This window comes from Micromonospora sp. NPDC049048 (assembly GCF_043197615.1).
Classification (GTDB): Bacteria; Actinomycetota; Actinomycetes; order Mycobacteriales; family Micromonosporaceae; genus Micromonospora.
The window spans coordinates 35,078-57,871 of record NZ_JBICTM010000001.1 but is presented as its reverse complement, the minus strand read 5'-3'; the positions used below and the strand labels follow the sequence as shown (position 1 = coordinate 57,871).

The 22,794-nt window shown below is 72.7% G+C and carries 22 protein-coding genes, 1 tRNA gene and 1 other RNA gene; 12 read left to right on the top strand and 12 right to left on the bottom strand.

Annotation, left to right across the window (positions count from 1 at the left end):
• Positions 1-222 precede the first annotated feature (222 nt).
• From ACGFIG_RS00270 to leuA, 3 genes are all read left to right on the top strand, one after another.
• Positions 223-1,050 carry a hypothetical protein gene (locus ACGFIG_RS00270; RefSeq protein WP_392997897.1) on the top strand — a complete coding sequence of 276 codons (828 nt, stop codon included), beginning with the start codon at positions 223-225 and terminating at the stop codon, positions 1,048-1,050.
• Positions 1,051-1,135: 85 nt separating this feature from the next.
• The gene (locus tag ACGFIG_RS00265; RefSeq protein ID WP_392997896.1) at positions 1,136-1,687 is read left to right on the top strand and encodes a nitroreductase family protein; all 552 of its coding nucleotides are present in this window, start codon (positions 1,136-1,138) and stop codon (positions 1,685-1,687) included.
• Between the two features lie 237 nt (positions 1,688-1,924).
• Positions 1,925-3,676 (top strand): 2-isopropylmalate synthase, encoded by a 1,752-nt coding sequence (gene leuA / locus ACGFIG_RS00260; protein WP_392997895.1) that lies wholly within the window; start codon positions 1,925-1,927, stop codon positions 3,674-3,676.
• 43 nt (positions 3,677-3,719) lie between these two features.
• Here the strand turns inward: leuA and ACGFIG_RS00255 are convergent, their stop codons facing one another.
• Positions 3,720-5,156: an MFS transporter gene (locus ACGFIG_RS00255; RefSeq protein ID WP_392997894.1), complete on the bottom strand. Its 1,437-nt coding sequence runs from the start codon at positions 5,154-5,156 to the stop codon at positions 3,720-3,722.
• 107 nt (positions 5,157-5,263) lie between these two features.
• Between ACGFIG_RS00255 and ACGFIG_RS00250 the strand changes: the two genes are divergently transcribed.
• On the top strand, positions 5,264-5,929 hold the full coding sequence (locus ACGFIG_RS00250) for an HNH endonuclease family protein (protein ID WP_392997893.1): 666 nt from the start codon (positions 5,264-5,266) through the stop codon (positions 5,927-5,929).
• Complete coding sequence (locus ACGFIG_RS00245) at positions 5,911-6,366, top strand: hypothetical protein (RefSeq protein WP_392997892.1); 456 nt, start codon at positions 5,911-5,913, stop codon at positions 6,364-6,366. The genes ACGFIG_RS00250 and ACGFIG_RS00245 overlap by 19 nt, the downstream gene beginning before the upstream one ends.
• A 160-nt stretch (positions 6,367-6,526) precedes the next feature.
• Here ACGFIG_RS00245 and ACGFIG_RS00240 read toward each other — a convergent pair whose 3' ends face one another.
• The 7 genes from ACGFIG_RS00240 to ACGFIG_RS00210 form a co-directional block, all read right to left on the bottom strand.
• Entirely contained in the window at positions 6,527-7,630 is a 1,104-nt protein-coding gene (locus ACGFIG_RS00240; protein WP_392997891.1) for an ABC transporter ATP-binding protein, read from the bottom strand.
• A complete protein-coding gene (locus ACGFIG_RS00235; protein ID WP_392997890.1) occupies positions 7,627-8,793 on the bottom strand; it encodes an ABC transporter ATP-binding protein in 1,167 nt (388 codons plus the stop codon). The genes ACGFIG_RS00240 and ACGFIG_RS00235 overlap by 4 nt, the downstream gene beginning before the upstream one ends.
• Before the next feature lie 63 nt (positions 8,794-8,856).
• On the bottom strand, positions 8,857-9,813 hold the full coding sequence (locus ACGFIG_RS00230; protein ID WP_392997889.1) for an ABC transporter permease: 957 nt from the start codon (positions 9,811-9,813) through the stop codon (positions 8,857-8,859).
• Positions 9,810-10,814, bottom strand: a complete 1,005-nt coding sequence (locus ACGFIG_RS00225) for an ABC transporter permease (RefSeq protein WP_392997888.1) — start codon at positions 10,812-10,814, stop codon at positions 9,810-9,812. The genes ACGFIG_RS00230 and ACGFIG_RS00225 overlap by 4 nt, the downstream gene beginning before the upstream one ends.
• Before the next feature lie 78 nt (positions 10,815-10,892).
• Positions 10,893-12,557, bottom strand: a complete 1,665-nt coding sequence (locus ACGFIG_RS00220) for an ABC transporter substrate-binding protein (protein WP_392997887.1) — start codon at positions 12,555-12,557, stop codon at positions 10,893-10,895.
• Positions 12,558-12,876: 319 nt separating this feature from the next.
• Complete coding sequence (gene recR / locus ACGFIG_RS00215) at positions 12,877-13,470, bottom strand: recombination mediator RecR (protein WP_392997886.1); 594 nt, start codon at positions 13,468-13,470, stop codon at positions 12,877-12,879.
• Between the two features lie 7 nt (positions 13,471-13,477).
• Positions 13,478-13,786 carry a YbaB/EbfC family nucleoid-associated protein gene (locus tag ACGFIG_RS00210; RefSeq protein ID WP_233600326.1) on the bottom strand — a complete coding sequence of 103 codons (309 nt, stop codon included), beginning with the start codon at positions 13,784-13,786 and terminating at the stop codon, positions 13,478-13,480.
• Between the two features lie 261 nt (positions 13,787-14,047).
• Between ACGFIG_RS00210 and ACGFIG_RS00205 the strand changes: the two genes are divergently transcribed.
• Complete coding sequence (locus ACGFIG_RS00205) at positions 14,048-15,121, top strand: DUF2332 domain-containing protein (protein ID WP_392997885.1); 1,074 nt, start codon at positions 14,048-14,050, stop codon at positions 15,119-15,121.
• Positions 15,122-15,187: 66 nt separating this feature from the next.
• Here the strand turns inward: ACGFIG_RS00205 and ACGFIG_RS00200 are convergent, their stop codons facing one another.
• On the bottom strand, positions 15,188-17,869 hold the full coding sequence (locus ACGFIG_RS00200; protein ID WP_392997884.1) for a DNA polymerase III subunit gamma and tau: 2,682 nt from the start codon (positions 17,867-17,869) through the stop codon (positions 15,188-15,190).
• Between the two features lie 107 nt (positions 17,870-17,976).
• Positions 17,977-18,066, bottom strand: an RNA gene (ffs, locus tag ACGFIG_RS00195) — signal recognition particle sRNA small type.
• An 82-nt stretch (positions 18,067-18,148) separates the two neighbouring features.
• On the opposite strand from ffs, the gene ACGFIG_RS00190 reads away from it, so the two are divergent.
• Both ACGFIG_RS00190 and ACGFIG_RS00185 read left to right on the top strand, forming a co-directional pair.
• Positions 18,149-18,233, top strand: a tRNA-Ser gene (locus ACGFIG_RS00190).
• A gap of 270 nt (positions 18,234-18,503) precedes the next feature.
• The gene (locus tag ACGFIG_RS00185) at positions 18,504-19,343 is read left to right on the top strand and encodes an NPCBM/NEW2 domain-containing protein (protein ID WP_392997883.1); all 840 of its coding nucleotides are present in this window, start codon (positions 18,504-18,506) and stop codon (positions 19,341-19,343) included.
• A gap of 27 nt (positions 19,344-19,370) precedes the next feature.
• On the opposite strand, the gene ACGFIG_RS00180 is transcribed toward ACGFIG_RS00185, so the two are convergent.
• On the bottom strand, positions 19,371-19,622 hold the full coding sequence (locus ACGFIG_RS00180; RefSeq protein ID WP_392997882.1) for a flavin reductase: 252 nt from the start codon (positions 19,620-19,622) through the stop codon (positions 19,371-19,373).
• The gene (locus ACGFIG_RS00175; RefSeq protein WP_392997881.1) at positions 19,619-20,080 is read right to left on the bottom strand and encodes a hypothetical protein; all 462 of its coding nucleotides are present in this window, start codon (positions 20,078-20,080) and stop codon (positions 19,619-19,621) included. Before ACGFIG_RS00175 ends, ACGFIG_RS00180 begins: the two co-directional genes overlap by 4 nt.
• 298 nt (positions 20,081-20,378) lie before the next feature.
• On the opposite strand from ACGFIG_RS00175, the gene ACGFIG_RS00170 reads away from it, so the two are divergent.
• The 4 genes from ACGFIG_RS00170 to ACGFIG_RS00155 all read left to right on the top strand — a co-directional run bounded on the left by ACGFIG_RS00170 (position 20,379) and on the right by ACGFIG_RS00155 (position 22,685).
• The gene (locus ACGFIG_RS00170) at positions 20,379-21,146 is read left to right on the top strand and encodes a Scr1 family TA system antitoxin-like transcriptional regulator (RefSeq protein ID WP_392997880.1); all 768 of its coding nucleotides are present in this window, start codon (positions 20,379-20,381) and stop codon (positions 21,144-21,146) included.
• Entirely contained in the window at positions 21,137-21,328 is a 192-nt protein-coding gene (locus ACGFIG_RS00165) for a DUF397 domain-containing protein (protein WP_392997879.1), read from the top strand. Before ACGFIG_RS00170 ends, ACGFIG_RS00165 begins: the two co-directional genes overlap by 10 nt.
• Before the next feature lie 215 nt (positions 21,329-21,543).
• Positions 21,544-22,158 carry a hypothetical protein gene (locus ACGFIG_RS00160; RefSeq protein WP_392997878.1) on the top strand — a complete coding sequence of 205 codons (615 nt, stop codon included), beginning with the start codon at positions 21,544-21,546 and terminating at the stop codon, positions 22,156-22,158.
• A gap of 32 nt (positions 22,159-22,190) precedes the next feature.
• A complete protein-coding gene (locus ACGFIG_RS00155; protein WP_392997877.1) occupies positions 22,191-22,685 on the top strand; it encodes a hypothetical protein in 495 nt (164 codons plus the stop codon).
• Positions 22,686-22,794 lie beyond the last annotated feature (109 nt).

The following is a 22,794-nucleotide window of genomic DNA, read 5'->3' as shown; positions in this document are numbered from 1 at the left end:
GTGCACTCCCTCCCAGCGACGGTCCTGAGCGTGCCGACGCCGCCGACCCTTCAGCCGGCGGCGCGATGTCGGACGCACCCAGGGTATCGGTCGCCTGACCGGGCCTGGTCGGGTGATCCCACGATCCGGCGGGCCCGCCGGGGCCGGGGTGGTGCGCGACACGCCGGGACGCCGCGCCGGCAGGGCCCCCCGCGCGTCGTTCCCGGGCCGCAGAATGTGCCCGTGCACGCCCATTTCCGCCCGGCCGGGCCTTCCGCGAAGCCCCTGCGCGCGCTGGCGCGACGTCTCGCCGGCCCGCTCGCGCTCGCCCTGCCCGCGCTCCTCGTCGCCTGCGCCGCCGACGAGCCGGCCACCCGGCCCACGCCCACCTCGACACCGGCGCCGGCGGGCCTGGACGCGGCGCGCGACGAGCTGGCCGCGCTGGCGGCCGCCGCGCAGGACCGGCACCTGGTCGCCAGCTACACGCTGCGCGCCCCGGGAGCCCCGGACCGGACGATCCTGGTGACCAGCGCGAACGACGGCAGTTGGCGGGTCGACGTGCCGGGCGGCGCCCTCGGTGGGAGCGCCGACGTCTCGTTCGCCGCCACCGCCGACGGGCTGTTCCAGTGCGCGCTGCCGTCCGCCGCCCGACCCGAGCCGGCGGCCTGCGTACGCCTCGGCGACAAGGACGAGGCGGTGCCCCGCCGGCTCGATCCCCGGGTGCAGCACCCGTTCACCGACTGGCTGGCCGTGCTGACCGACCGGCGGGCCCCGCTCGCCGTGTCGCCCGCCCAGCCGCCGTCCGGCGCGTCCGGCGCCTGCTACTCCGTCGAGACCACCTCGGCGTCGATCAACGCGCCCCTCGACGTGGGGATCTACTGCTACGGCCCCGACGGCACCCCCACGGCGGTGCACGCCGCCTTCGGCACGCTCCTCCTCGTCGGTACGCCGGCCCCGGCCCCGGCCACCGTGCAGCTGGCCGGGCCGGTGGTCGACGCCGAGCCGCTCGGCACGGCGACGCCGGACCCGACCGGGGAACCGTCCGCGAGCCCGGGCGCGGGAACGTTCTGAGCGTCGGGCACGTTACGGGTGCTCTTCGCCACATTCGGACATCCCGGCCTAAAGGACTGATTCGCCCTTACGGGACACTTGGCGCATGGCCGACCTCACCCCGCTGCTCGCGTTCCGCTGGAGCCCTCGGTCCTTCGACCCGGTGGCGGAGCTGTCCGGCGAGGACGCGTCCGCGCTGCTGGAGGCGGCCCGCTGGGCGCCCTCGGCCGGCAACGGCCAACCGTGGCGGTTCGCGCTCGGGCACCGCAACGACGAGACGTTCAAGCGGATCCTGGTCAACCTGCCCGAGGCCGACCAGCGCTGGGCGCAGCGCGCCGCCGCCCTGCTGCTCGGCGCGCACCGCACCGGATCCGCCGGGCACGCGTACGACCTGGGCCAGGCCGTCGCCCACCTCACCGTGCAGGCCACGGCGCTCGGCCTGCACGTACGCCAGCTGCACGAGCTCGACCACGCCGGCCTGACCGCCGACCTCGACCTGCCGGCGGACGTACGACCGCACGTGGTGGCGGCCGTCGGGCAGCTCGGCGACCCGCTCAGCCTCCCCGCCGACCTGCTGCGCTCCGAGACCGGCCTGCGGCGCCGACTCCCCCTGGCCGACCTGCTACTGACCGGCAGGTATGCGAAGTGCGTCTCATAGTCCGGACCTGCCTTCCCACACCCCATCCCGCCACGTAGGGTTACGTCGTCATGTGGCAGGCGTACCTCCTCCTTGGTCGCCGCGACGAGGCCTGAAGGCCGGCACCTCGTCGCGGAGTCGAACCGCGCCGTCCAGCACATCCGAACCTCCCATCGGCAACCGCCCGGGCACCGTCGCCCGGCACCCGGCCGAAACCTTCCGATTGCTGACGCCACATGTTCCGAGGAGCACTCCGTCATGGCTCAACCCGTCACCGACGCTGAGAACGATCCGATCGCCCGGCAGCGCCCCAGCCGGATGCCGTACCACCGCTACGAGCCCTTCCAGCAGCAGTTCCGCATCGACCTGCCCGACCGCACCTGGCCGACCCGGCACGTCGAGGCCGCGCCGCGCTGGTGCGCGGTGGACCTGCGCGACGGCAACCAGGCGCTGATCGACCCGATGTCGCCGGAGCGCAAGCGCCGGATGTTCCAGCTGCTCGTGCAGATGGGCTACAAGGAGATCGAGGTCGGCTTCCCCTCGGCGAGCCAGACGGACTACGACTTCGTACGGCAGCTCATCGAGCAGGACCTGATCCCCGAGGACGTCACGATCCAGGTGCTCACCCAGTGCCGGGAGCACCTGATCGACCGGACCTTCGAGTCGCTGCGCGGCGCCCGGCGGGCGATCGTGCACTTCTACAACTCGACCTCCACGCTCCAGCGGCGGGTGGTCTTCGGGCTGGACCGCGACGGCATCGCCGACATCGCCGCCCAGGGCGCGCGGCTCTGCCGCAAGTACGCGGAGATCCACACCCCGGACACGGACATCTACTACGAGTACTCGCCCGAGTCCTACACGGGCACGGAGCTGGACTACGCGCTGGAGGTCTGCACCAAAGTCATCGAGGTGATCGACCCGACGCCGGACCGCAAGCTGATCGTCAACCTGCCGGCCACGGTCGAGATGGCCATGCCGAACGTCTACGCCGACTCGATCGAGTGGATGAACCGGCACCTGCCCCGCCGCGACAGCCTGGTGCTGAGCCTGCACCCGCACAACGACCGGGGCACCGGCGTCGCCGCCGCCGAGCTGGGGCTGCTGGCCGGCGCGGACCGGGTCGAGGGCTGCCTGTTCGGCAACGGCGAGCGCACGGGCAACGTCGACCTGGTGACGCTGGGGCTGAACCTCTTCTCCCAGGGCGTCGACCCGATGATCGACTTCTCGAACATCGACGAGGTGAAGCGCGCCGTCGAGTACTGCAACCAGCTCCCGGTGCACGAGCGCCACCCGTACGCGGGCGACCTGGTCTACACCGCCTTCTCCGGCTCGCACCAGGACGCGATCAAGAAGGGCTTCGACGCCCTCGCCAGGGACGCGGCGGCGGCCGGGGTGCCAATCGACCAGCACACCTGGGCGGTGCCCTACCTGCCGATCGACCCGAAGGACCTGGGCCGCACCTACGAGGCCGTCATCCGGGTCAACTCGCAGTCCGGCAAGGGCGGCGTCGCGTACATCATGAAGAGCGAGCACCAGCTCGACCTGCCGCGCCGGCTCCAGATCGAGTTCTCCGGCGTGGTCCAGCAGGTCACCGACCACGACGGCGGCGAGGTCGACCCGGGCACGATGTGGGAGATCTTCGCCGGGCACTACCTGCTCGACCACCAGGCCGACCCGGCGCTCACCCTGGACGGGTACGCCATCGGCACCGCCGACGGCAAGGTCGAGATCGAGGCCCGCGTCGGCCAGGGCGGGCAGTCCCACACGCTGACCGCCGTCGGCAACGGCCCCATCGACGCGTACGTCAACGCGCTCGACTCGGTGGGCGTGGCGGTACGGGTGCTCGACTACCACGAGCACGCGCTCTCCTCCGGTGGGGACGCGCAGGCCGCCGCGTACGTGGAGTGCGAGGTCGACGGCCGTACGGTCTGGGGCGTCGGCACCGACGCCAACATCGTGACCGCCTCCGTGAAGGCCGTGACGAGCGCCGTCAACCGCGCCCGCGCCTGACCCGGCGGTAGGAAGGGCATCCTGCTGCGGCAGGGTGCCCTTCCTACCGCTTCGGCGGGCGGTGGATGAGCAGGGCGGCCATCGCCGCGCCGGCCAGCAGCAGGCCGGCGCACCAGAGCATCGCGCCCCGGTACGCGCCGGTCAGCTCGGCCGGCTGGGCGTAGCCGGAGCCGGAGAGCCCGACCAGCAGCGGGAGCGCGGCCACCGCCAGCAGGCCGCCCGCCCGGGACGCGGCGTTGTTGAAGCCGCTCGCCACGCCCGCGAACCGGTCGTCCACGGCGGCCAGCACGGACGCGGTCAGCGGCGCCACCACCAGCGTCAGCCCGAGCCCGAAGAGCACCACGCCAGGCAGCACGTCCCGCCAGTACGACGCGCCGGGGCCGACGCCACGCAGCAGCACCAGCCCGGCGGCGGCGACCACCGGCCCGACGGTCAGCGGCAGCCGCGGCCCGATCCGCGCCGACAGCGCGCCGGCGCGGGCCGAGCCGACCAGCAGCAGCACCGTCATCGGCAGCAGCGCGACCCCGGTGAGCAGCGCCGACCAGCCGACCACGTTCTGGAGGTAGACGGCGAGGAAGAAGGTGAAGCCGCCGAGCGCCGCGTAGACGAGCACGGTGAAGACGTTCAGCACCGAGAAGAGCCGGCTGCCGAACAGCCCGGTGGGCAGCATCGCGGCGTCTCCCCGGCGGCGCTCGACGAGCACGAAGGCCACCGCGCCGGCCACACCCGTCAGCGCGGCGGCCAGCACCGGCAGCGAGTCGAAGCCCCGGACGGGGGCGTCGATCAACGCGTACGTGACCCCGGCCAGGGCGAACGCGCCGAGCAGCGCGCCGGCCACGTCGAAGCGGCGGCGGCCACGCCCCGACCCCCCGGTGCGGGAGGCGGCCTCGTCCCGGCTCTCCGGCACCCAGCGCAGCGCCGCCAGCACGACGAGCACGGCCAGCGGCAGGTTGAGGAAGAAGATCCACCGCCAGGAGAGCGCGTCGATCAGCCAGCCGCCGAGGAACGGGCCGAGCGCGGTGGAGACGCCGGAGAGCCCCGACCAGGCGCCGATGGCCCGGCCCCGGTCGTCCGGATGGAAGCTGGCCTGGAGCACCGACAGCGAGCCGGGGGTGAGCAGCGCGCCCCCGATGCCCTGGAGGATCCGGGCCGCGATCAGCCACTCGGTGCCCTGGGCCAACCCGCAGAGCAGCGACGCGAGGGTGAACCAGACCGCCCCGAGCAGGAAGATCCGCCGCCGCCCGAAGCGGTCGCCGAGCGCCCCGCCGAGCAGGACGAAGGCGGCGAGCATCAGCAGGTAGCCGTTGACCGTCCACTGGAGACCGGCGACGGTGGCGCCGAGGTCCGCACCGAGGCGGGGCAGCGCGACGTTGACCACGGTGGTGTCCAGGAAGACCATGCCCGAGGCGAGGACGGCGGCGAGCAGGGTGCCCCGCCCCTTGGCGGTGCCCAGGCGGAGCGCGGGCGTGGTTGCGGTCATGGCGTCCAATCTGCCCGCCCGAAATGAGAGACGCCACGAATCGCCAAAACCAGGTCGGGGTACTGTGCGGGATCGCCGGAAGCCCGCAAGCTGGAGAGGTGTCCTCTGTGCGTACCAGATCAGGACCGCGCGCCGCGGTGACGGCCGCGCTCGCCGCGGCGTTGGCGCTCGGCGCGGCTGGTTGTGTCGCTGTCGACGAGCCGGACGTCGCGCCGAGCAGCGGTGGCGGCGGCGGCAACGCGGCACAGAAGCTGAGCCAGCTTACGGTCGCCACCGCCGGATCGATGAAGGGCTACAGCCGCAGCCGCTTCCCGCACTGGCGGAACACCGGCAAGAACTGCGACGTACGCGACAGCGTGTTGAAACGCGACGGGGAGGACATCCGGCTCTCCGGCTGCAACGTGGTCGGCGGCCACTGGGAGAGCGTGTACGACAACCGCGCCTTCACCGACCCGTCCGGCGTGGACATCGACCACACGGTGCCGTTGGCGAACGCGTGGCGTTCGGGTGCCGACGAGTGGGACGACGCGAAGCGCGGCGAGTTCGCCAACGATCTGGACCGGCCGCAGCTCATCGCGGTTTCCGCGTCCTCCAACCGGGCAAAGGGTGACCAGGACCCGTCCCAGTGGAAACCGGCGAACCGGTCGTACTGGTGCCAGTACGCCGAGAACTGGGTGACGGTCAAGCACCACTGGCGGCTCACGGTGACCAGTGCCGAGAAGGCCGCCCTGACCGACATGCTGGAGGGCTGCACATGGGCGAGCAAGCCGTGACCGGAGCCGGGGCGACCCCCGCCCCGGAACAGACGCCGGACGCCACCGGGGAGGACGCGGCGGCGGCCACCGGCGGCGCGCCGGCCGGACCGAGCACGGCCGGCATGGCGGCGGACGGCACGGCCGGCACTGCCGCCGGGGTGCCGGGGGCCGGGATGGCCGCCGACGCCGAGGGCACCTCGACCGCCGCGCAGGAGCGTACGGCCGACATCGTGCCGGGCCCGGGCGGGGTGATGACCGACGAGGTCGGCGTGGTGACCGGCGAGCTGACCCTGCGCACCGGGTACGCCGACGGCCAGGTCACGCTGACGGTGCAGTACAAGGACGCCGACGAGTGGTACGCGGTCACCGGCGGCAGGGTCGCGCTGGCCGACGCGGCCGGGCTGGACGCGGTGCACGGCATCGCGGTCGCGCTGCTGCACCGCCCCGAGGGCTGACCGCACCCGGCACTCACCGCCGGTGGCGACGCGCGGAACCGCCGCGCCGGTCGACCTCGTCGACGACCGCCACGCCCGTGAGGCCCCGCATCGGGAGGACCTCGGCGACGACCCGCCCGGACGCGGCCCCCTCGACGGAAGGCCGCGCCCGTGACGCGGATCAGACGTACGAGCCGGGCTCGCTGGGGGCGGAGACGGTGTGCGGCTCGTCGCCCTCGCCGAGCGGGCGGGTGAGCTGCACGCTGACCTCGTGCGGGCGCAGTTCCCCGCTGGCGATCCGCTCGGCGAAGTGGCAGGCGACCCGGCTGCCGCCGATCTCGCGCAGCGCGGGCCGCTCGTCGGCGCAGCGGGTCGGCTGCGCCCACGGGCAGCGGGTGTGGAACCGGCAGCCCGTCGGCGGGTTGGCGGGCGAGGGCAGGTCGCCGGCGAGCAGGATGCGCTCGCGGCGGTCCTCCACGTCCGGGTCCGGCACCGGCACCGCCGACATCAGCGCCCGCGTGTACGGGTGCAGCGGCTCGGTGTAGAGCCGGTCGCTCGGCGCCTCCTCGACCAGTGCGCCCAGGTACATCACGCCGACGGTGTCGGAGATGTGCCGCACCACCGCGAGGTCGTGCGCGATCACCAGGTAGGTCAGGCCGAGGGTGTCCTGGAGATCGTCGAGCAGGTTCACCACCTGGGCCTGGATCGACACGTCGAGCGCGGAGACCGGTTCGTCGGCGACGATCAGGTCGGGCCCGAGCACCAGCGCCCGGGCGATGCCGATGCGCTGCCGCTGGCCGCCGGAGAACTCGTGCGGGTAGCGGGAGAGCGCCCAGCGGGGCAGCCCGACCTTGTCCAGGGTCTCGCCGATGATCCGACGCCGCGCGTCCCGGTCGCCGCCGATGCCGTGGGCCTGTAGACCCTCGGTGAGGATCGACTCGACGTTCTGCCGGGGGTCCAGGCTCGACATCGGGTCCTGGAAGATCATCTGCATCCGGCGGCGCATGGACCGCAGTTTGCCCGCCGGCAGCTTCGTCAGCTCGACGCCGTCGAACCGGACCTCGCCGCCGGTGGGCGGGGTGAGCTGGAGCAGCGCCCGGCCCAGCGTCGACTTGCCGCAGCCGGACTCGCCGACCAGGCCGTACGTCTTGCCGCGCGGGATGCTCAGGTCGACCCCGTCGACGGCCTTCACGTGGCCGATCGTCCGGTCGAAGAGCACGCCCCGCCGGATCGGGAAGTGCACCTTCAGGTCGCGGACCTCGACGAGGATGTCGCTCTCGGTCACGGCTTCTCCTCCTCGCGCGGGGCGGGCACGGGGCCCGCGGTCGCCTCCGCCGCCGGGGCGTCCGGGGCCTCGGTCGCCGGTGCGTCGGTCGCCGGTGCCGGGGTGGCGGCCGGGGCGTCGGTGGCGGTGACCGGGGCGGCCGGCTCCGCCGGGGTAGTGCCGGTGGCGGACCGCGGGGGCGCGGTGCCGGGCAGCGGAGCCGGGTTGACGCAACGGTAGCTGCGCCCGTCGTGGGCGTGCACCAGCGCGGGCGGCTCCCCCACGCACTCGTCGACCCGCCGCGCGCAGCGCGGCGCGAAGGCGCAGCCGTCCGGCCAGGGCAGCAGGTCGCGGACGGAGCCGGGGATCGGGTTCAGCCGCTCGCCGCGCCCGGCGTCCAGGCGCGGCACCGAACCGAGCAGCCCCACGGTGTACGGGTGCCGGGGCTCGCGGAACAGCGGGCGACGGCGGGCCGTCTCCACCACCCGGCCGCCGTAGAGCACGTTGATCGTGTCGCACATGCCGGCGACCACGCCCAGGTCGTGGGTGATCATCACCAAGGCGGTGCCGGAGTCCCGGACCAGCTCCTTGAGCAGCTCCAGGATCTGCGCCTGGATGGTGACGTCCAGCGCCGTGGTCGGCTCGTCGGCGATCAGCAGCCGGGGCTTGCAGGCCACGGCCATCGCGATCAGGGCGCGCTGGCGCATGCCGCCGGAGAGCTGGTGCGGGTATTCCTTCAGCCGCCGCTTCGGGTCCGGGATGCCGACCCGGTCGAGCAGCTGCGCCGCCTCCTTCTCGGCTACCGCGCCCTTCATCCCCCGGTGCCGGGTGAGCACCTCGGTGACCTGCAACCCGATCGGGATGACCGGGTTCAGCGACGAGAGCGGATCCTGGAAGATCATCGCGACGTCCCGGCCACGGATGTCCCGCCGGGACCGGTCGTCGAGCTGGAGCAGGTCCGTGCCGTCGAAGACCGCCTTGCCGCCGACGCGCAGGCCCGGCTGCTTCGGCAGCAGACCCATGATCGCCAGCGAGGTGACGCTCTTGCCGCAGCCGGACTCGCCGACCAGGCCGACGATCTCGCCCGCGTCCACGGAGAAGGAGACCCCGTCGACGGCGTGCACGGCGCGCTGGCCGCGCCGGGCGAAGGTGACGGAGAGATCTTCGACATCAAGCAGAGCCATGACGGGCCCGCCTTTCGTTCGCTACTGCGGGGCTCGCAAGCTCACTCCTCGCGCTCACCGGTCCTACTTCCGCAGCTTCGGGTCGAGTGCCTCGCGCATCGCCTCGCCGAGCAGGGTGAAGCCCAGCGCGGTGACGATGATGGCGAGGGCGGGCAGGATCGCCAGCCTGGGCGCGGAGTCGAGGTACTGCTGCGCGTCGGCGAGCATCACACCCCACTCCGGGATGGAGGCGTCGTTGTTGCCGAGGCCGAGGAAGGAGAGCGCCGCGGCCTCGATGATCGCGGTGGCCAGCGTGAGGGTGGCCTGCACGATGACCGGGGCGAGCGAGTTCGGCACCACGTGGGTCAGCGCGATCTTCGGCTTCTTGACGCCCAGCGAGACGGCGGCCAGGACGTAGTCGCTGTTCGCCTGGGAGATCATCGAGCCGCGCAGCAGCCGGGCGAAGACCGGCACCGACACCACACCGACGGCGATCATGACGGTGGTCAGGCCGGCGCCGAGCAGGGCGGCGATGCTGATCGCCAGCAGCAGGCTCGGCATGGCCAGCAGCATGTCGACGAAACGCATCAGCACGTTGTCGACCGCCCGGCCCCACCGGCCGCCGAGGCCGGCGGCGGCCCCGGCGACGCCGCCGATCAGCGAGCCGACGGCGAGACCGATCAGGGTGGAGACCACGCCGACCAGCAGGGTCTGCCGGGCGCCGACGATCATGCGGCTGAACTCGTCGCGACCGATGTGGTCGACGCCGAACCAGTTCTCGCCCCGGAAGCCGGGGAAGTCGCCGAGGCGGATCTCGCCCTTCCAGAGCTGGGCGTCCGGGGCGTACGGGACGAAGAACGGCCCGAGAATGGCGACCAGGAGGAACAGGCTCAGGATCACCGCGCCGACGATCGCCGCCGGGTTGCGCCGCAACCGGCGGAACGCCTCCTTCCAGAGGCTGACGCCGCGCTCGTCCTCCCGGCCCGCCAGCTCGGCGAGCCGGTCGATCTTTTCCTTCTTCTTGCCTGTGGTGATCGTCATCGGACCCTCACCCTCGGGTCGATCAGGCTGTAGGAGAGGTCGACCAGGAGGTTCACCAGCACGTACACCACCGCGATGATCAGGATGAAGCCCATCAGGACCGGATAGTCACGCTGGCTGATCGCCTCGTAGATGAAGGCTCCGATGCCGCTGAAGGCGAAGACGGTCTCGGTCAGCACCGCGCCGGAGAGCAGGCCGCCGGTGAGCAGGCCGATCGAGGTGACGACCGGCAGCATGGAGTTGCGCAGCACGTGCCGGCGCCGGACCGTGCTCTCGGTCAGCCCCTTCGCCTCTGCGGTGCGTACGAAGTCCTCGTTGAGGACCTCCAGCACGCTGGCCCGGGTGATCCGGACGATGATCGCCAGCGGGATGCTGGCCAGTGCGACGCCCGGCAGCACCAGGTGCCAGAGCGCGTCGGCGGCGGCGTCCCACTCCCGGGTCATGATCCCGTCGAGGACGAAGAAGTTGGTGATCCGCGTCGCGCCGAGCGTCGGATCCTGCCGGCCGCTCGCCGGGAACCAGCCGAGGTTCTCCGCGAAGATCGCCTTGAGCACGTACGCGAGGAAGAAGACCGGGATGCAGATGCCGATCAGCGAGCCGCCGACGGAGAGGTGGTCGAGCATCCGGCCGCGACGCCGGGCCGCCAGGTAGCCCAGCGGGATGCCGACGCCGACCGCGATCAGCATCGCCGTGATGGACAGCTCCACCGTGCCGGGGAAGCGTTCGACGAACTCGGTGACGACGGTGCGCTTGGTGGAGGTCGACGTGCCCAGGTCGAGGCGGACCAGCCGCCGTACGAACCGGCCGTACTGCACCAGGATCGGCTCGTCGAGGCCCATGTTGCGCCGGATCGCAGCGCGCATCTCGGGTGTCCCGCGCTCACCGAGGATGGCGGTCTCGGGACCGCCGGGCAGTCGGCGGAGCCAGATGAACAGCAGGAGGGAGAGCCCGAACAGCGTGGGTATCAGCTGGAGCAGGCGTCTGACGATGAACCGGAACACGGCGGCCTCGAAAGGGGTACGGAGGGTCGTGGGCGGGCGCTGCCGAAACAGCGCCCGCCCACGACTCGGAGCGTCAGATCAGGACTTGAACTCGGCGGTGGAGAACCGCTCGTCGGTGAGCGGGCTCGCCTTGACCCCGGTCACGTCCTTGCCGAACACGATCGCCGGCGGCGAGTGCGACACCGGGACGCCGGGCAGGAAGTCCATGATGGCCTTGTTCAGGGCCTTGTACTTCTCGGTCCGGGCCGCCGCGTCGGCGGTGGTGTCCGCGTCCTTGAACTGCTCGAACAGGGCCGGGTTGCTGAAGCCCCACTCGTCCTTCGGCCGGTCGAAGAACGTGCCGATGAAGTTGTAGGCGTCGCCGTAGTCACCGGTCCAGCCGAGGAAGTGCAGGTCGTGCTTGTTGCCCGAGGTGGTGGCGTTCAGGTAGTCCGGGCTCCACTTGAGCGGGATGGCCTGGACGTTGATGCCGACCGCCTTGAGGTCCGCCGAGAGCAGCTCGAAGATGTCCTTCGGGTTCGGCATGTACGGCCGGGTGACCTCGGTCGGGTAGTGGAACTTCAGGGTCAGGTTCGTCGCGCCGGCCTCGGCCAGCAGCGCCTTCGCCTTCTCCGGGTTGTAGTCGTACTTGGTGACGTCGCCGTTCCAGCCCTCGACGGTGTCCGGCAGGAAGTTCTCGGCGACCTTGGCGCCCGGGGGCAGCTTCGAGTCCACGAGGGCCTGCCGGTTCAGCGCGTGCGCGATGGCCTGGCGGACCTTCAGGTCGGCGAGCTTCGGGTTCCCCTTCTGGTTGATGGCCAGGTAGAGGATGTTGAACGCCGGGCGGGTCAGGACGTTGAAGCCCTCGCCCTTCAGCGGCTCGACGTCGGCCGGACCGACCAGGTCGTACCCCTGGATGTCGCCGGAGCGCAGCGCCTGCTTGCGCGCGTTCTCGTCCGAGATGGTCTTGTAGATGAGGGTCTTCAGCTTGGCCTTGTTGCCCGCGTAGTCCTCGTTGCGCTCGATGGTGAGCGTCTTGTTGGCGACGTCCCAGGACTTGAACTTGAACGGGCCGGTGCCGGTCGGGTGCTCCATCGCGTAGGACGGGTACTTGATGTCCTCGGCGGTGCCGCTCACGTTGCTGGCGTCGTACTTCTCCAGCGCGGTCGGGCTGTGCATGGAGAACGACGGCAGCATCAGCGCGGCCGGGATCTTGCTGGAGACGCGGGTGAAGGCCAGGTCGACCGTCGTGGCGTCCTTGGCGGTGCAGGACTTGAAGAGGCTCGGCGGCAGGTCCGCGCTCTCGTTCTTGGCGAAGCCGCCCATGACGTCCTGCCAGTACGCGGTCACGTCCGGGCTCTGCATGAGGCCCTTGGCGTTGTACCAGCGGTCGAAGTTCTTGCAGACCGCCTCGGCGTTGAAGTCGGTGCCGTCGTGGAACTTCACGCCCGAGCGCAGCTTGAAGGTCCACGTGGTGCCCGCCGCGTCCGGCGTCCAGGACTCGGCCAGGCCGGGGGTGACCTTGGTGCCACCCTCCTCCGGACGGACCAGCGTCTCGAAGACCTGACGCGCCACGCGCAGCGACTCACCGTCACTGGCGAAGCTCGGGTCGAGCACCTTCGGGTCTCCGGCTACGCCGAAGACAAGGGTGTCCTTCTTGCTACCGCCGGAACTGTCATCGCGGTCGCTCTCGGCGCAGCCTGCTACCGCGAGGGCCGCGACCGCGATGGCCGCGATCGCGACCTTCGGCCTGGATGCACGCATGGGTGCTTCACCTCGTCCTTGGGGTTACGGACAATCGTGGTGACAGGGGTCACCGATCGCCGTGACCTTAGCCGCCGTTCGGACCGGCGGGAAACCTTCGAGGAACCGGTTGGTACCGGATCGTGTCTTAACCGATGCGCCCCGCCGCGAGGGCCGTTCCGGACCGCCGCCAAAGGGGAATTATGTCCGAGTTGACCGATGCCGTTTTGTTACATCGAACGTCGCCCGCATCGCTCCCATGTCAGACCTGACGGTGGATCCGGCGGTGCCCGTACGACGGTGGCCGGCACCCGATCCGGGTGCCGGCCACGACGGAAACTCAGACGGCGCGACGGCCCTCGAAGGCGCGGCCGAGCGTGATCTCGTCGGCGTACTCCAGGTCGCCGCCAACCGGCAGGCCGCTCGCCAACCGGGTCACCGAGATGCCCATCGGCTTGACCATCAGCGCCAGGTACGTCGCGGTCGCCTCGCCCTCGGTGTTCGGGTCCGTGGCCAGGATCAACTCCCGCACCGTGCCGTCGCTGAGCCGGGCCATCAGCTCGCGGATGCGCAGATTGTCAGGCCCGATCCCCTCCAGCGGATTGATCGCCCCGCCGAGCACGTGGTAGCGGCCCCGGAACTCGCCGGTCCGCTCGATCGCCACCACGTCCTTCGGCTCCTCGACCACGCAGAGCACCTCGTCGCTGCGGCGCGGGTCCCGGCAGATCCGGCACCGGTCGGACTCGGCCACGTTGTAGCAGCTGGTGCAGAACCGCACCAGTTCCTTGACCTTGCGCAACGCCCCGGCCAGCCGGTTCACGTCGGCCGGGTCGGCGGACAGGACGTGGAAGGCGATCCGCTGGGCGCTCTTGGGGCCCACGCCCGGCAGCCGGCCCAGCTCGTCGATCAGGTCCTGGATGGCGCCCTCGTACATCTGCCGCTCAGAAACCGGGCAGGCCGAGGCCGCCCATGCCGCCGGTGACCGGGCCCATCTTCTTCTCGGTCAGCTCCCGCGCCGCCTCGGCGGCGTTGTGCATGGCCGCGACGACCAGGTCCTCCAGGGTCTCCACGTCCTCCGGGTCGACCGCCTTCGGGTCGATCTTGATCGACTTCAGCTCGCCGGTGCCGGCGACGGTCGCGGTCACCAGGCCACCGCCGGCGGTGCCCGTCAGCTCCGCCTCGGCGAGCTCGGCCTGCGCCTTGGCGATCTGCTGCTGCATCTTCTGCGCCTGCTTCAGCATCTGCTGCATGTTCGGCTGTCCACCTGGGCGCACGGATGGCTCCTTCTCGCACTCGTCTGCTCGGCCGCCGCTCAGCCTATCGGCTGTGAGCGGCCTCGCCCCGCCCGGTGCTTCCCTCGCGGCGGGTCCGGGACGCACGATCATCGGAGCTTGTCGAGAAACTCGGCGCACGCCCAGGGGATCCGTGTCGAAGAACTCCGCGCACGCGCACGGAACCCTCGTCGAGACTCGGCGGCAGGCACGTCGCGCGCGACCGGACGGAGGTGGCGGATGCCCCGGGAACAGGCCGTAGCGGCCATACGACGACAGGCCCGCGCCTGCGCCCACATGGACGCCGGCCTCTACGCCGACCTGCTGACGCGCGCCGCCGCGGACGTCCTGGCCGGCGGCCCGTGCGCCGCCGCCATCGCGGGGTACGAGGACGCCCCCGCCGACGACGTCGTGTCGCTGCGCCTGCTCGGTGGCGTGCACGCGCTGGTGCTCTCCGGCCGGGCACCGGAGCTGGCCCGGTTCTATCCCAGCGCCGGCGGGGCGTACCGGGCGGCGGACGCCCCCGCCTGCTGGACGGCGTTCCGGGCGATCGTGGAGGCCGAGCGCGACACGCTGCGCGGCTGGCTGCGCCGCCCGCCCCAGACCAACGAGGTCGGACGGGCCAACCTGCTGCTGGCCGGGCTGCTGCACGCCGTCCACGAGACCGGCGGCCTGCCGGTGCGCCTCGTCGAGCTGGGCGCGAGCGGCGGGCTGAACCTGCGCGCCGACCGGTTCCGCGTCGAGGCCGCCGACTTCACCTGGGGACCGGCCGACTCCCCGGTACGGCTGCCGGACGCCTGGCGGGGCGGGGCGCCCGGCTGGCTGCGGGAGGCGGCCGGCGCGTACCCCCGGCTGAGCGTCGTGGAGCGGCTCGGCTGCGACCTCACCCCGCTCGATCCGGGCGACCCCGACGACGCGCTCGCGCTGCGGGCGTACGTCTGGCCGGAGCACACGGCCCGCGCGGCCCGGCTCGCCGGCGCGCTGGAACTGGCCCGGCGGCTGCCGGTCCGGGTCGTCACGGCGGGGGCGGCCGACTTCCTCGCCGGGATTACCCCGCGCCCCGGCACGCTGACAGTGGTCTGGCACTCGGTGATGCGGCAGTACGTGCCGGTCGAGGAGTGGACGCGGGTCACCGCCGAACTGGACCGGCTGGCCGCCGCCGGCAGCGCCGACGCGCCGGTCGCCCACGTGTCCTTCGAGCCGCACCCCCGGGAGGCCCGTAACGACTTCCAGCTCCGCGCCCGCCTCGGCACCGGGCCGGAACGCCTGCTCGCGGAGGCGCACCCCCACGGCCTCCCCGCCTGGCCCACCTGACCGCCCGTTCCCTGGCCCGTCATCGCGTCGGCCTCGGTGTCAGAGTCGAGGTCGGGGCCGGGTTGGCTATCGGGCGTCGACCTCGTCGATCTTTTCGGCGCCGAACGCCTCGCGGAGCAGCCGTACCGCCTGTTCCTCGCTGGACTCGCGCGCGGTCCGCTCGTCGATGACCTCGTCCAGCGGCTCGTCGCCCGGGTCGAAGCCCTCGAAGTTCGGGGCCGCCGGCGCGGCGCCGCCGGGGCGCCCCGCGCCGCCGCGCAGCGGGCCGTCGAAGTCAGGGTCGTACGGCGGCTCGCCGGCCCAGTCGGCGTCCGCGGTCTTCCGGGCCGGCTGGCCGGTACGCGGACCGCGTCCCGCCGCAGCCGCCCGCGCAGCCGCGATCGCGCTGCTCACCGGAGGGCTGGCGGGCGCGGCCTGCTGCGGAGCCGCCGAGGGGGCGGCCGATTTCGGTACGGCCGGCACGGCCGTCGGTGCGGTCGCCGTTGCGCTGTCCGTCGCCGCGCCGGCCGTCGAGGTGGCAGTCGGCGTGCCGCCCGGCCGGGCCGGTTCCGGCCAGTCGTCGGCGCCCCCGGCCGCGCCACCCGGGCGGGCCGGCTCGGGCCAGTCGTCGGCCCCGTCGGCGGCGGGAGCACCGCCGGCCCCCGACGCACCAGCGCCGGAGGGGGACCGGGTCGTCCCAGCGTGGCCGCCCGAATCGCCACCCGAACCGCTCGCGCCACCAGGTCCAGCGGCCACCCCACCGAGGCCACTCGTGCCTGCTGAGCCACCCGGACCAGCTGGGCCACTCGAAGCGGCTGGGCCACCCGGCTCGGTTGGGCCGCTCGCGCCGGACTGGCCGTTCGGGCCTGCCGGACCGCTCGGGACGCCGGTCCCGCCGGCACCCGCGCCGCTGTCGGGCGGGCCGGCAGCGCCTCGGTCCTGCTGGGTGGGGGCGGCCGGCGGCGAGGCCGGGCGGGCCGGAGCGGCGGGGCGGGACGGGCCACCGAGCGACGTGCCGCCCCGCTCGCCGGCCACCTCGCAGCGGATCTGCCAGCGTCCGCCGAACTCCTCGTAGAGCGCCTCGGCCAGCACCGAGGTGTGGTTGCCCATCATCTGCGCGAGCACCGGCGACTTGACGGTCAGCACCAGGGTGTCGCCGTCCACGTCGCGGACCACCGCGTCGCGCATCAGCGCGGCGGCCGGCTTCTTGATCCGGTTGACCTTCGCGACGATGTCCGGCCAGACCCGGCGTACCGCGACGGCGTCCAGGGCGCCCGCCGGAGCCGCACCCGGGCGGGGCGGGGCGGGGGTGGCCGGGTCGGGCATCACCGCCGAAGGCGGCACCTGGCGACGGGCGGGCACATCGGCGGGCGCACCCACCGGTTCCGCGGCGGCCGGGGCCGCCTCCGCCGGTCGGGAACCGGTGGCCGCCAGGGCCGCGGCGCGGGCGGCTGCGGCACCGGAGGGGGCACCGGCAGCCGCCGGCGGGCCGGCGGGCGACGGGTCGGGCGCGGCGGCAGCCGCGGTCGGGGCGGGAGAGTCGGGGCGTACGGGAGGAGGGGCGGCGACCGGCGCGGGCCCGGCGGTGGCCGGCGGCGCGTCGGTGCCGGCGAGGGTGAGCCGACGCTCCATGCGTTCGAGGCGCTGGAGCAGGCCGCCGGTGGAGTCGTCGGCGCCGGGCAGCAGCATCCGGGCGCAGATCAGCTCCAGCAGCAGCCGGGGCGCGGTGGTGCCGCGCATCTCCACCAGGCCGTTGTGCACGATGTCGGCGCAGCGGGACAGCGTCGCCGGGCCGAGCCGCTGCGCCTGGGCGGCCATCCGCTCGATCTGGTCGGCCGGGCCGTCGATCAGGCCCTTGGCGGCGGCGTCGGGCACCTGCTGGAGCACGATCAGGTCGCGCAGCCGCTCCAGCAGGTCGGAGGCGAACCGGCGCGCGTCGTGCCCGGCCTCGGCGACCCGGTCGACGGTCGCGTACGCCGTCGCGCCGTCGCCGGCCGCCAGCGCGTCGCACATCTCGTCGATCAGCGCGGAGTCGGTCACGCCGAGCAGGGCGGCGGCCCGGGAGTAGGTGACCCCCTCCGGCCCGGCACCGGCGATGAGCTGGTCGAGCACGGAGAGGCTGTCGCGGGCGCTGCCACCACCGGCGCGCACCACCAGCGGGAAGACCGCCGGCTCGACGGCGACGCCCTCGGCCTCGCAGAGCTGCTCCAGGTAGGGCCGGAGCACCTTCGGCGGGATCAGCCGGAACGGGTAGTGGTGGGTCCGCGACTTGATCGTGCCGAGGACCTTCTCCGGCTCGGTGGTCGCGAAGATGAACTTGACGTACTCCGGCGGCTCCTCGACCAGCTTGAGCAGGGCGTTGAAGCCGGCCGACGAGACCATGTGCGCCTCGTCGATGACGTAGATCTTGAAGCGGCTCTTGGCCGGCGCGAAGATCGCCTTCTCGCGCAGCTCGCGGGCGTCGTCGACGCCGCCGTGGCTGGCCGCGTCGATCTCCAGTACGTCGATCGAGCCGCCGTCGGTGGCCAGCTCGCGGCACGACTCGCACTGCCCGCACGGCTCCGGGGTGGGCCCCTGCTCGCAGTTGAGCGAGCGGGCCAGGATGCGGGCGCTGGAGGTCTTGCCGCAGCCGCGTGGGCCGGAGAAAAGGTAGGCGTGGTTGAGCCGCCCGCTGCGCAGCGCCTGCGACAGCGGCTCGGTGACGTGCTCCTGCCCGATGACCTCGGCGAAGGTGCGCGGCCGGTACTTGCGGTAGAGCGCCAGTGCCACCCGTCCCGCCTCCTCTCGACCGAGCCATTCTGCGCCGGTCAGGCGCGGGTGACCACCCACCACCCCGTGACCTGACCCGCAGGGACGTTACCGGGGCCCGGAGACAAAAAGGCCTCCCGTGCACCCGGCAGAGCTCGCTTATCCTTGCTGCCTTCCGGCCCTGGGGAGGTTCACGAGATACCGCCGCACGGGAGGTACCGCCAACCCTACCCGACGCCGCGTCGATCTTCAGGGGGTGGTGGGGTGGCCCACCCGCCGGGGACCTGTATCCTCGTCTGCGGAGGATTCGCCTAGAGGCCTAGGGCGCACGCTTGGAAAGCGTGTTGGGTTAACACCCTCACGAGTTCGAATCTCGTATCCTCCGCTCGCTTGAGCAGGAAAAACGACAGGGCCGGCCCCCACGGGGACCGGCCCTGAGTCGTCTCCGGAGACGGTCGGAGGCCTACGCGCCGCGTCGGTGTCCTTAGCCCGCCGCAGCGCTGCGCGTTGGTCCGGAACAGCACGGCGATCTCCCGCGCCGGGTGATCGCCGGTCGAGGTCACCCGCGCCCGCCCCCGCAACGATCGGACAACTGGCTCCGGGAACCTAGGATTACGACGACTGATGTCGATTGGTCCCACCGGAAGGGGCGGCCATGCCGGATGCCGACGGAACGCCCGGCCGCCGCGCACCCGACCACATCTGGATCACGGTCGCGGTGGTCGCCGACGTTTCGGCAGTGGTCGCCACGGCGCGCTCCACCCTCGGGGTCATAGTCGTGGTCGCGGGGGTCGGCGCCCTGCTCGCTGGCATCTACCGGATCGCCGTCAGGTGGGGCCAGCCCGTCGACTGGCGGATAGTCCTGGCCACCGTCACCATGATCGCCGGGTCCGGGGCGTTGATCGTGACGATCGACCGATCGCTGACGTCCGGTCCGCACTCTCGTGACAACGCCGCCGCGGCCCGCGACCACGGCAAGGCTGGCGGCCAGCGCAGTGCAGACCTCGCGAACCAGAACAGCGCCAACGCCCCGACACCCCCGCCTCCGTCGTCGTCTACGTCCTCGCCCTCGCAACCGCCGGGCACGATGTCCCTTCTCGACGCGCACAAGGCCGCAGAGGGGTTCCTCCATTTCTCCGAGAGCCCGTTGAAGGTCAACGGAACGACGTACGACCGGACGGTTCACGGCACCAGCACCTGTCAGAGCGATCTGATCTCCACCACCTATCAGCTCGACAGGAGATACCGACAGTTCCAAGCCGGGGTGGGAGTCGGCGACGAGACCCCCTACCCAGCCAAAGTCAGGTTCACGCTCTGGGTGGACGGGGCCGTGAAGCATTCGGAGACCGCGGAATTCGGAGAGATAGTTCCCTTCAGGGCGGACATCGCCGGCGCGTTCCGAATCGCGATCCAAGCTGAAGTCCTGACGACGGCGTGCGGGGGACTGGACCGGAGGGTCTTCGCCGCGTGGGTGGACCCCGTCGTCACACCGTGATCCCCCCTCCCGGGCCAGCGGCGGCGGTCATCCGCGCGGGCGGGCCCAGGAGAGGAAGCGGTCGGCCAGTTGGGCCGGGCTCACGTCAGGGTCCAGCGCGACGAGCTGCGCGGCGGCCTCGATCTGGAGGGTCGCCAGGTAGACGGTGAGCGCGGCGCGGTCATGGCGGTACTCACCGAGCAGCCGCAGCTTCGCCGGCGAGCAGGGCCAGGCGATGCCGCACGCCCGGCACCGCCACGTGGGCCGGGTCGGGACGTGCTCCCGGGGACGGCGGCTCACCGCGTCGCCACCGGTCCGGCCGGCCCAACCCTGCCTGCCGACCCGCCCTGAGCCGCCGGCTCAACGCTGCCTGCCGACCCAGCCTGGTCCGCCGACCCGACCTGCGTCGCCGCCCCGACCTGGGAGGTATCGAGGGTGACCACCCGGGCGCGGTCGACGCGGATCGAGGCGAAGCGCTCGCGGGAGCGGAGGGTGCCGTCGGCGTTCACCTGGTGGCCGCGTACCTCGGCCCAGAGGCGGCCCTCGAACAAGCCCGCGCTGAGCACCTCGACGATCCGCAGTGTCAGCGGGCCCTCGCCGAAGCGGTACGCGTCGTCGGGGACGCGGATGGTCGTACCGGAGGGCCAGGCTGTCCGCCGGTCCCGGGCGGGGGCGACGGGTGGGGGCGGATCGTCGCGGTCGACCGGGAGGCGGGACTCGCCCCGGTGCTCGGGGGCTGGGGCGCGGCGGGTCGGCACGGGCGGGACCTCCTCGGCTGGTTCGGCAGCGCTCGCCCGACGGGGACGAAAGGCCATTGGGGACGAAGGGCGGTGGGCGACGGAAGGCCGGTGGGCCGGAAGGGACGGACGTGGGACTGGAGCGGGGCCGCCCCGCCCTCCCCGTCGGGGCGGCCCCGCGACTGACGCGACCGCCGGGCTCTCTCACCTCCACCGGCCGCGCCGTCTTCGTCACCCCAACTTGCCGTGCGTGGGCAGACAGATACAGCCCGTAACGCTATGGTCGCCAGATATCTGGGACATCCAATGGGAGGAGCCCGTGAACGATGCGCTGCGGGTGGCGCTCAGCGACACCGGGCACACGATCGAATCGCTCGCCGAGACCGTCGGCGTCGATCCGAAGACGGTCGGGCGATGGCTGACCGAGGACCGTATCCCGCACGCCCGGCACCGGCTGGGAGCGGCGGAGGCACTCCGGCGGGACGTGTCGGACATCTGGCCGGACACTTCGAGACGTCTTGACCCGATCTGGTTCCGTCCCTGGCAGGAGATCGAGCGCGAGGCGGTGTCGCTGCGGTCGTACGAATCGGTGGTGTTGCCCGGGTTGCTCCAGACCGAGGCGTACGCGCGGGCCGTGCTCACCGACGGCGGCCTCTTCCCCCGGGGCGACGTCGAGCGGCACCTCGCCGCCCGGCTCGCCCGCCAGGGCATCCTGCGGCAGGACGAACCGCCGCAGCTCACGGCCGTGATCGACGAGGCGGTGCTGCGCCGCCCGGTCGGCGGCCGGGCCACCATGCGCGAGCAGCTCCGGGCCGTGATCGCCGCCTGCGCCGAGCCGCACGTGCGGGTGCACGTCGTGCCGTCGTCGGTCGGCGCCTACGCGGGCCTGAACGGGCCGTTCGTGATCGCCAGCAGCCACGACCACCGGATCGCCGGCTACCTCGACAACCAGCTCCAGGGCCAACTGGTTAGCGAGCCGGCGGACATCGCGGCCATGATGGCTGCGTGGGAGAACGTGCGCGGCGAGGCGCTGTCCCACTGGCAGTCAGTCGATCTCATCACGGAAGTGGCGGAGACATGGAGCTGAACGGCGCGCGGTGGCGCAAGAGCAGCCGCAGCAGCGGCAACGGCGGCAACTGCGTCGAGGTCGCCGACAACCTGCCCGGCGTCGTCGCGGTGCGCGACTCGAAGGACCCGGCCGGCCCGGCGCTCGCCTTCCCGCCGACGGCGTGGCGCGCGTTCGTCGACTCCGTCGCCGACCACCCCTGACCGGGCCCGCGCGAGGCCGCCCTCTCCTCGCCCGCCTGCCCGGTCGCAGCTCCTGACCGGACCAAGGCCGCATCGCGCCCCGGAGGGTGCGGCGGGAGCGCAAGGTCACGGGGCGGGATCGAGAGGGATAATTCGGTACGGTGCGAGGGGGCGACGGAGGCGGAATCCGTCGTACACATGTTCCATCCACAGGCTGTGGACGGCGGAGGGCTCGAATGGCTTACCAGCTCAGCGCGGTCGTCGCGGACGCCGAGCTGCTCCGCGAGCAGACCGCCGACCTCGACCACGCGGTCCTGGGCGAGCTGCGTCAGGACTTCGCGCTGCTGCCGGTCACCCCGCAACTGGTCGAGGAGCTGACCGGGGCGCCGCCCGACTACTCGACGGCGGAGCGGTCCCCGGAGGAGCCGTTCCACCTGGTGCTCTCGGCACCCCTCGCCGAGGTCTTCGCCCGCTGGGCACGGTCGGGTCCGGTGGCGTACCTGGAGGCGGAGTTCTTCGGCGGCGCCGGCTACCAGTCGGCGGTGGTGTGGCTCGGCGGCCAGGTGAGCTGGGGGCCGGGGTTCGACCGCCTCTTCGACGGGCCGCGCGCCGAGTGGCCGCTCAACGCGGCGCTCACCCGGCTCGGGGCGGAGCCCGGCGCGTGGATCGACCCGTTCGCCGAGCTGGGCCTGCACGTCGAACGGAGCACCGCCGGCTGGCTGGCGCACGGGCGCCGACGACTGAGCGCCGACTACTGGGACGAGCTGGCCGAGGAATGGGAAGACCGGCAATCTGCGGGCGGGCAGCAACCTGAGCGCCCCAGTCCCGTTGGGGACTGGGGGATTCGATGAAATTGCGACAATTTGGCTTTATCGCCACGCTGATGACGGCTGCCTGGGTTTCGGGCAGCGGCGTGCACCCGCCGTTGCGCGAGTTGGACGGTCGGCCCGTCGGGGCCGTCGAGGTGGTCGACCTCAACGGCCTGCGCGACGTCGAGTTCGGCGACACCGAGGACGAGCTGACCCGGCGGGGCATCCTGCGCTCCGACGTCGACGCCTGCGGCCCGGCGCTGGCCGGCTACGACACGACCAGCCCGATCTTCGTCGACGACCGGCTGGTGCTGCTCTGGCTCGGCGAGGCGACCCGCACCCCGCAGGGCGTCACCGCCGGCACACCGGTCGAGGACGTCCGCACCCGCTACCCGTCCGCCCGGGACCTGGACGCTCCACAGGGGACGTACCGGCTCGACGGGCTGCTCGCCCGGCAGGGCGACCGCGCGTACCTCTTCCTGCACGACGGGCGCGCGGTGAAGAAGATCATCGCCGGGTACGCGGACTGGGCCCAGCGCCTCTTCGACGAGGGCCACAGCCCCTGCTGACCGGCGCGGCGACTTGCCGCAACCAGCGCCCACCCCAACACGCTCGTCGGCTGACCGGGGCGGGGTTCGGCAGGCATCTCGTCGACTGACCGGGGCCCCGACAGGAGCT

What these genes read in the sequence shown, in the direction of transcription:
- ACGFIG_RS00155 (WP_392997877.1), top strand. Translation starts at nt 22,191, where the DNA reads ATGACGGCTGCCTGGGTTTCGGGCAGCGGCGTGCACCCGCCGTTGCGC.
- ACGFIG_RS00230 (WP_392997889.1), bottom strand. Translation starts at nt 9,813, where the DNA reads ATGACGATCACCACAGGCAAGAAGAAGGAAAAGATCGACCGGCTCGCC.
- leuA (WP_392997895.1), top strand. Translation starts at nt 1,925, where the DNA reads ATGGCTCAACCCGTCACCGACGCTGAGAACGATCCGATCGCCCGGCAG.
- recR (WP_392997886.1), bottom strand. Translation starts at nt 13,470, where the DNA reads ATGTACGAGGGCGCCATCCAGGACCTGATCGACGAGCTGGGCCGGCTG.
- ACGFIG_RS00165 (WP_392997879.1), top strand. Translation starts at nt 21,137, where the DNA reads ATGGAGCTGAACGGCGCGCGGTGGCGCAAGAGCAGCCGCAGCAGCGGC.
- ACGFIG_RS00220 (WP_392997887.1), bottom strand. Translation starts at nt 12,557, where the DNA reads ATGCGTGCATCCAGGCCGAAGGTCGCGATCGCGGCCATCGCGGTCGCG.
- ACGFIG_RS00185 (WP_392997883.1), top strand. Translation starts at nt 18,504, where the DNA reads ATGCCGGATGCCGACGGAACGCCCGGCCGCCGCGCACCCGACCACATC.
- ACGFIG_RS00205 (WP_392997885.1), top strand. Translation starts at nt 14,048, where the DNA reads ATGCCCCGGGAACAGGCCGTAGCGGCCATACGACGACAGGCCCGCGCC.
- ACGFIG_RS00235 (WP_392997890.1), bottom strand. Translation starts at nt 8,793, where the DNA reads ATGGCTCTGCTTGATGTCGAAGATCTCTCCGTCACCTTCGCCCGGCGC.
- ACGFIG_RS00265 (WP_392997896.1), top strand. Translation starts at nt 1,136, where the DNA reads ATGGCCGACCTCACCCCGCTGCTCGCGTTCCGCTGGAGCCCTCGGTCC.
- ACGFIG_RS00255 (WP_392997894.1), bottom strand. Translation starts at nt 5,156, where the DNA reads ATGACCGCAACCACGCCCGCGCTCCGCCTGGGCACCGCCAAGGGGCGG.
- ACGFIG_RS00210 (WP_233600326.1), bottom strand. Translation starts at nt 13,786, where the DNA reads ATGCAGCAGATGCTGAAGCAGGCGCAGAAGATGCAGCAGCAGATCGCC.
- ACGFIG_RS00245 (WP_392997892.1), top strand. Translation starts at nt 5,911, where the DNA reads ATGGGCGAGCAAGCCGTGACCGGAGCCGGGGCGACCCCCGCCCCGGAA.
- ACGFIG_RS00160 (WP_392997878.1), top strand. Translation starts at nt 21,544, where the DNA reads ATGGCTTACCAGCTCAGCGCGGTCGTCGCGGACGCCGAGCTGCTCCGC.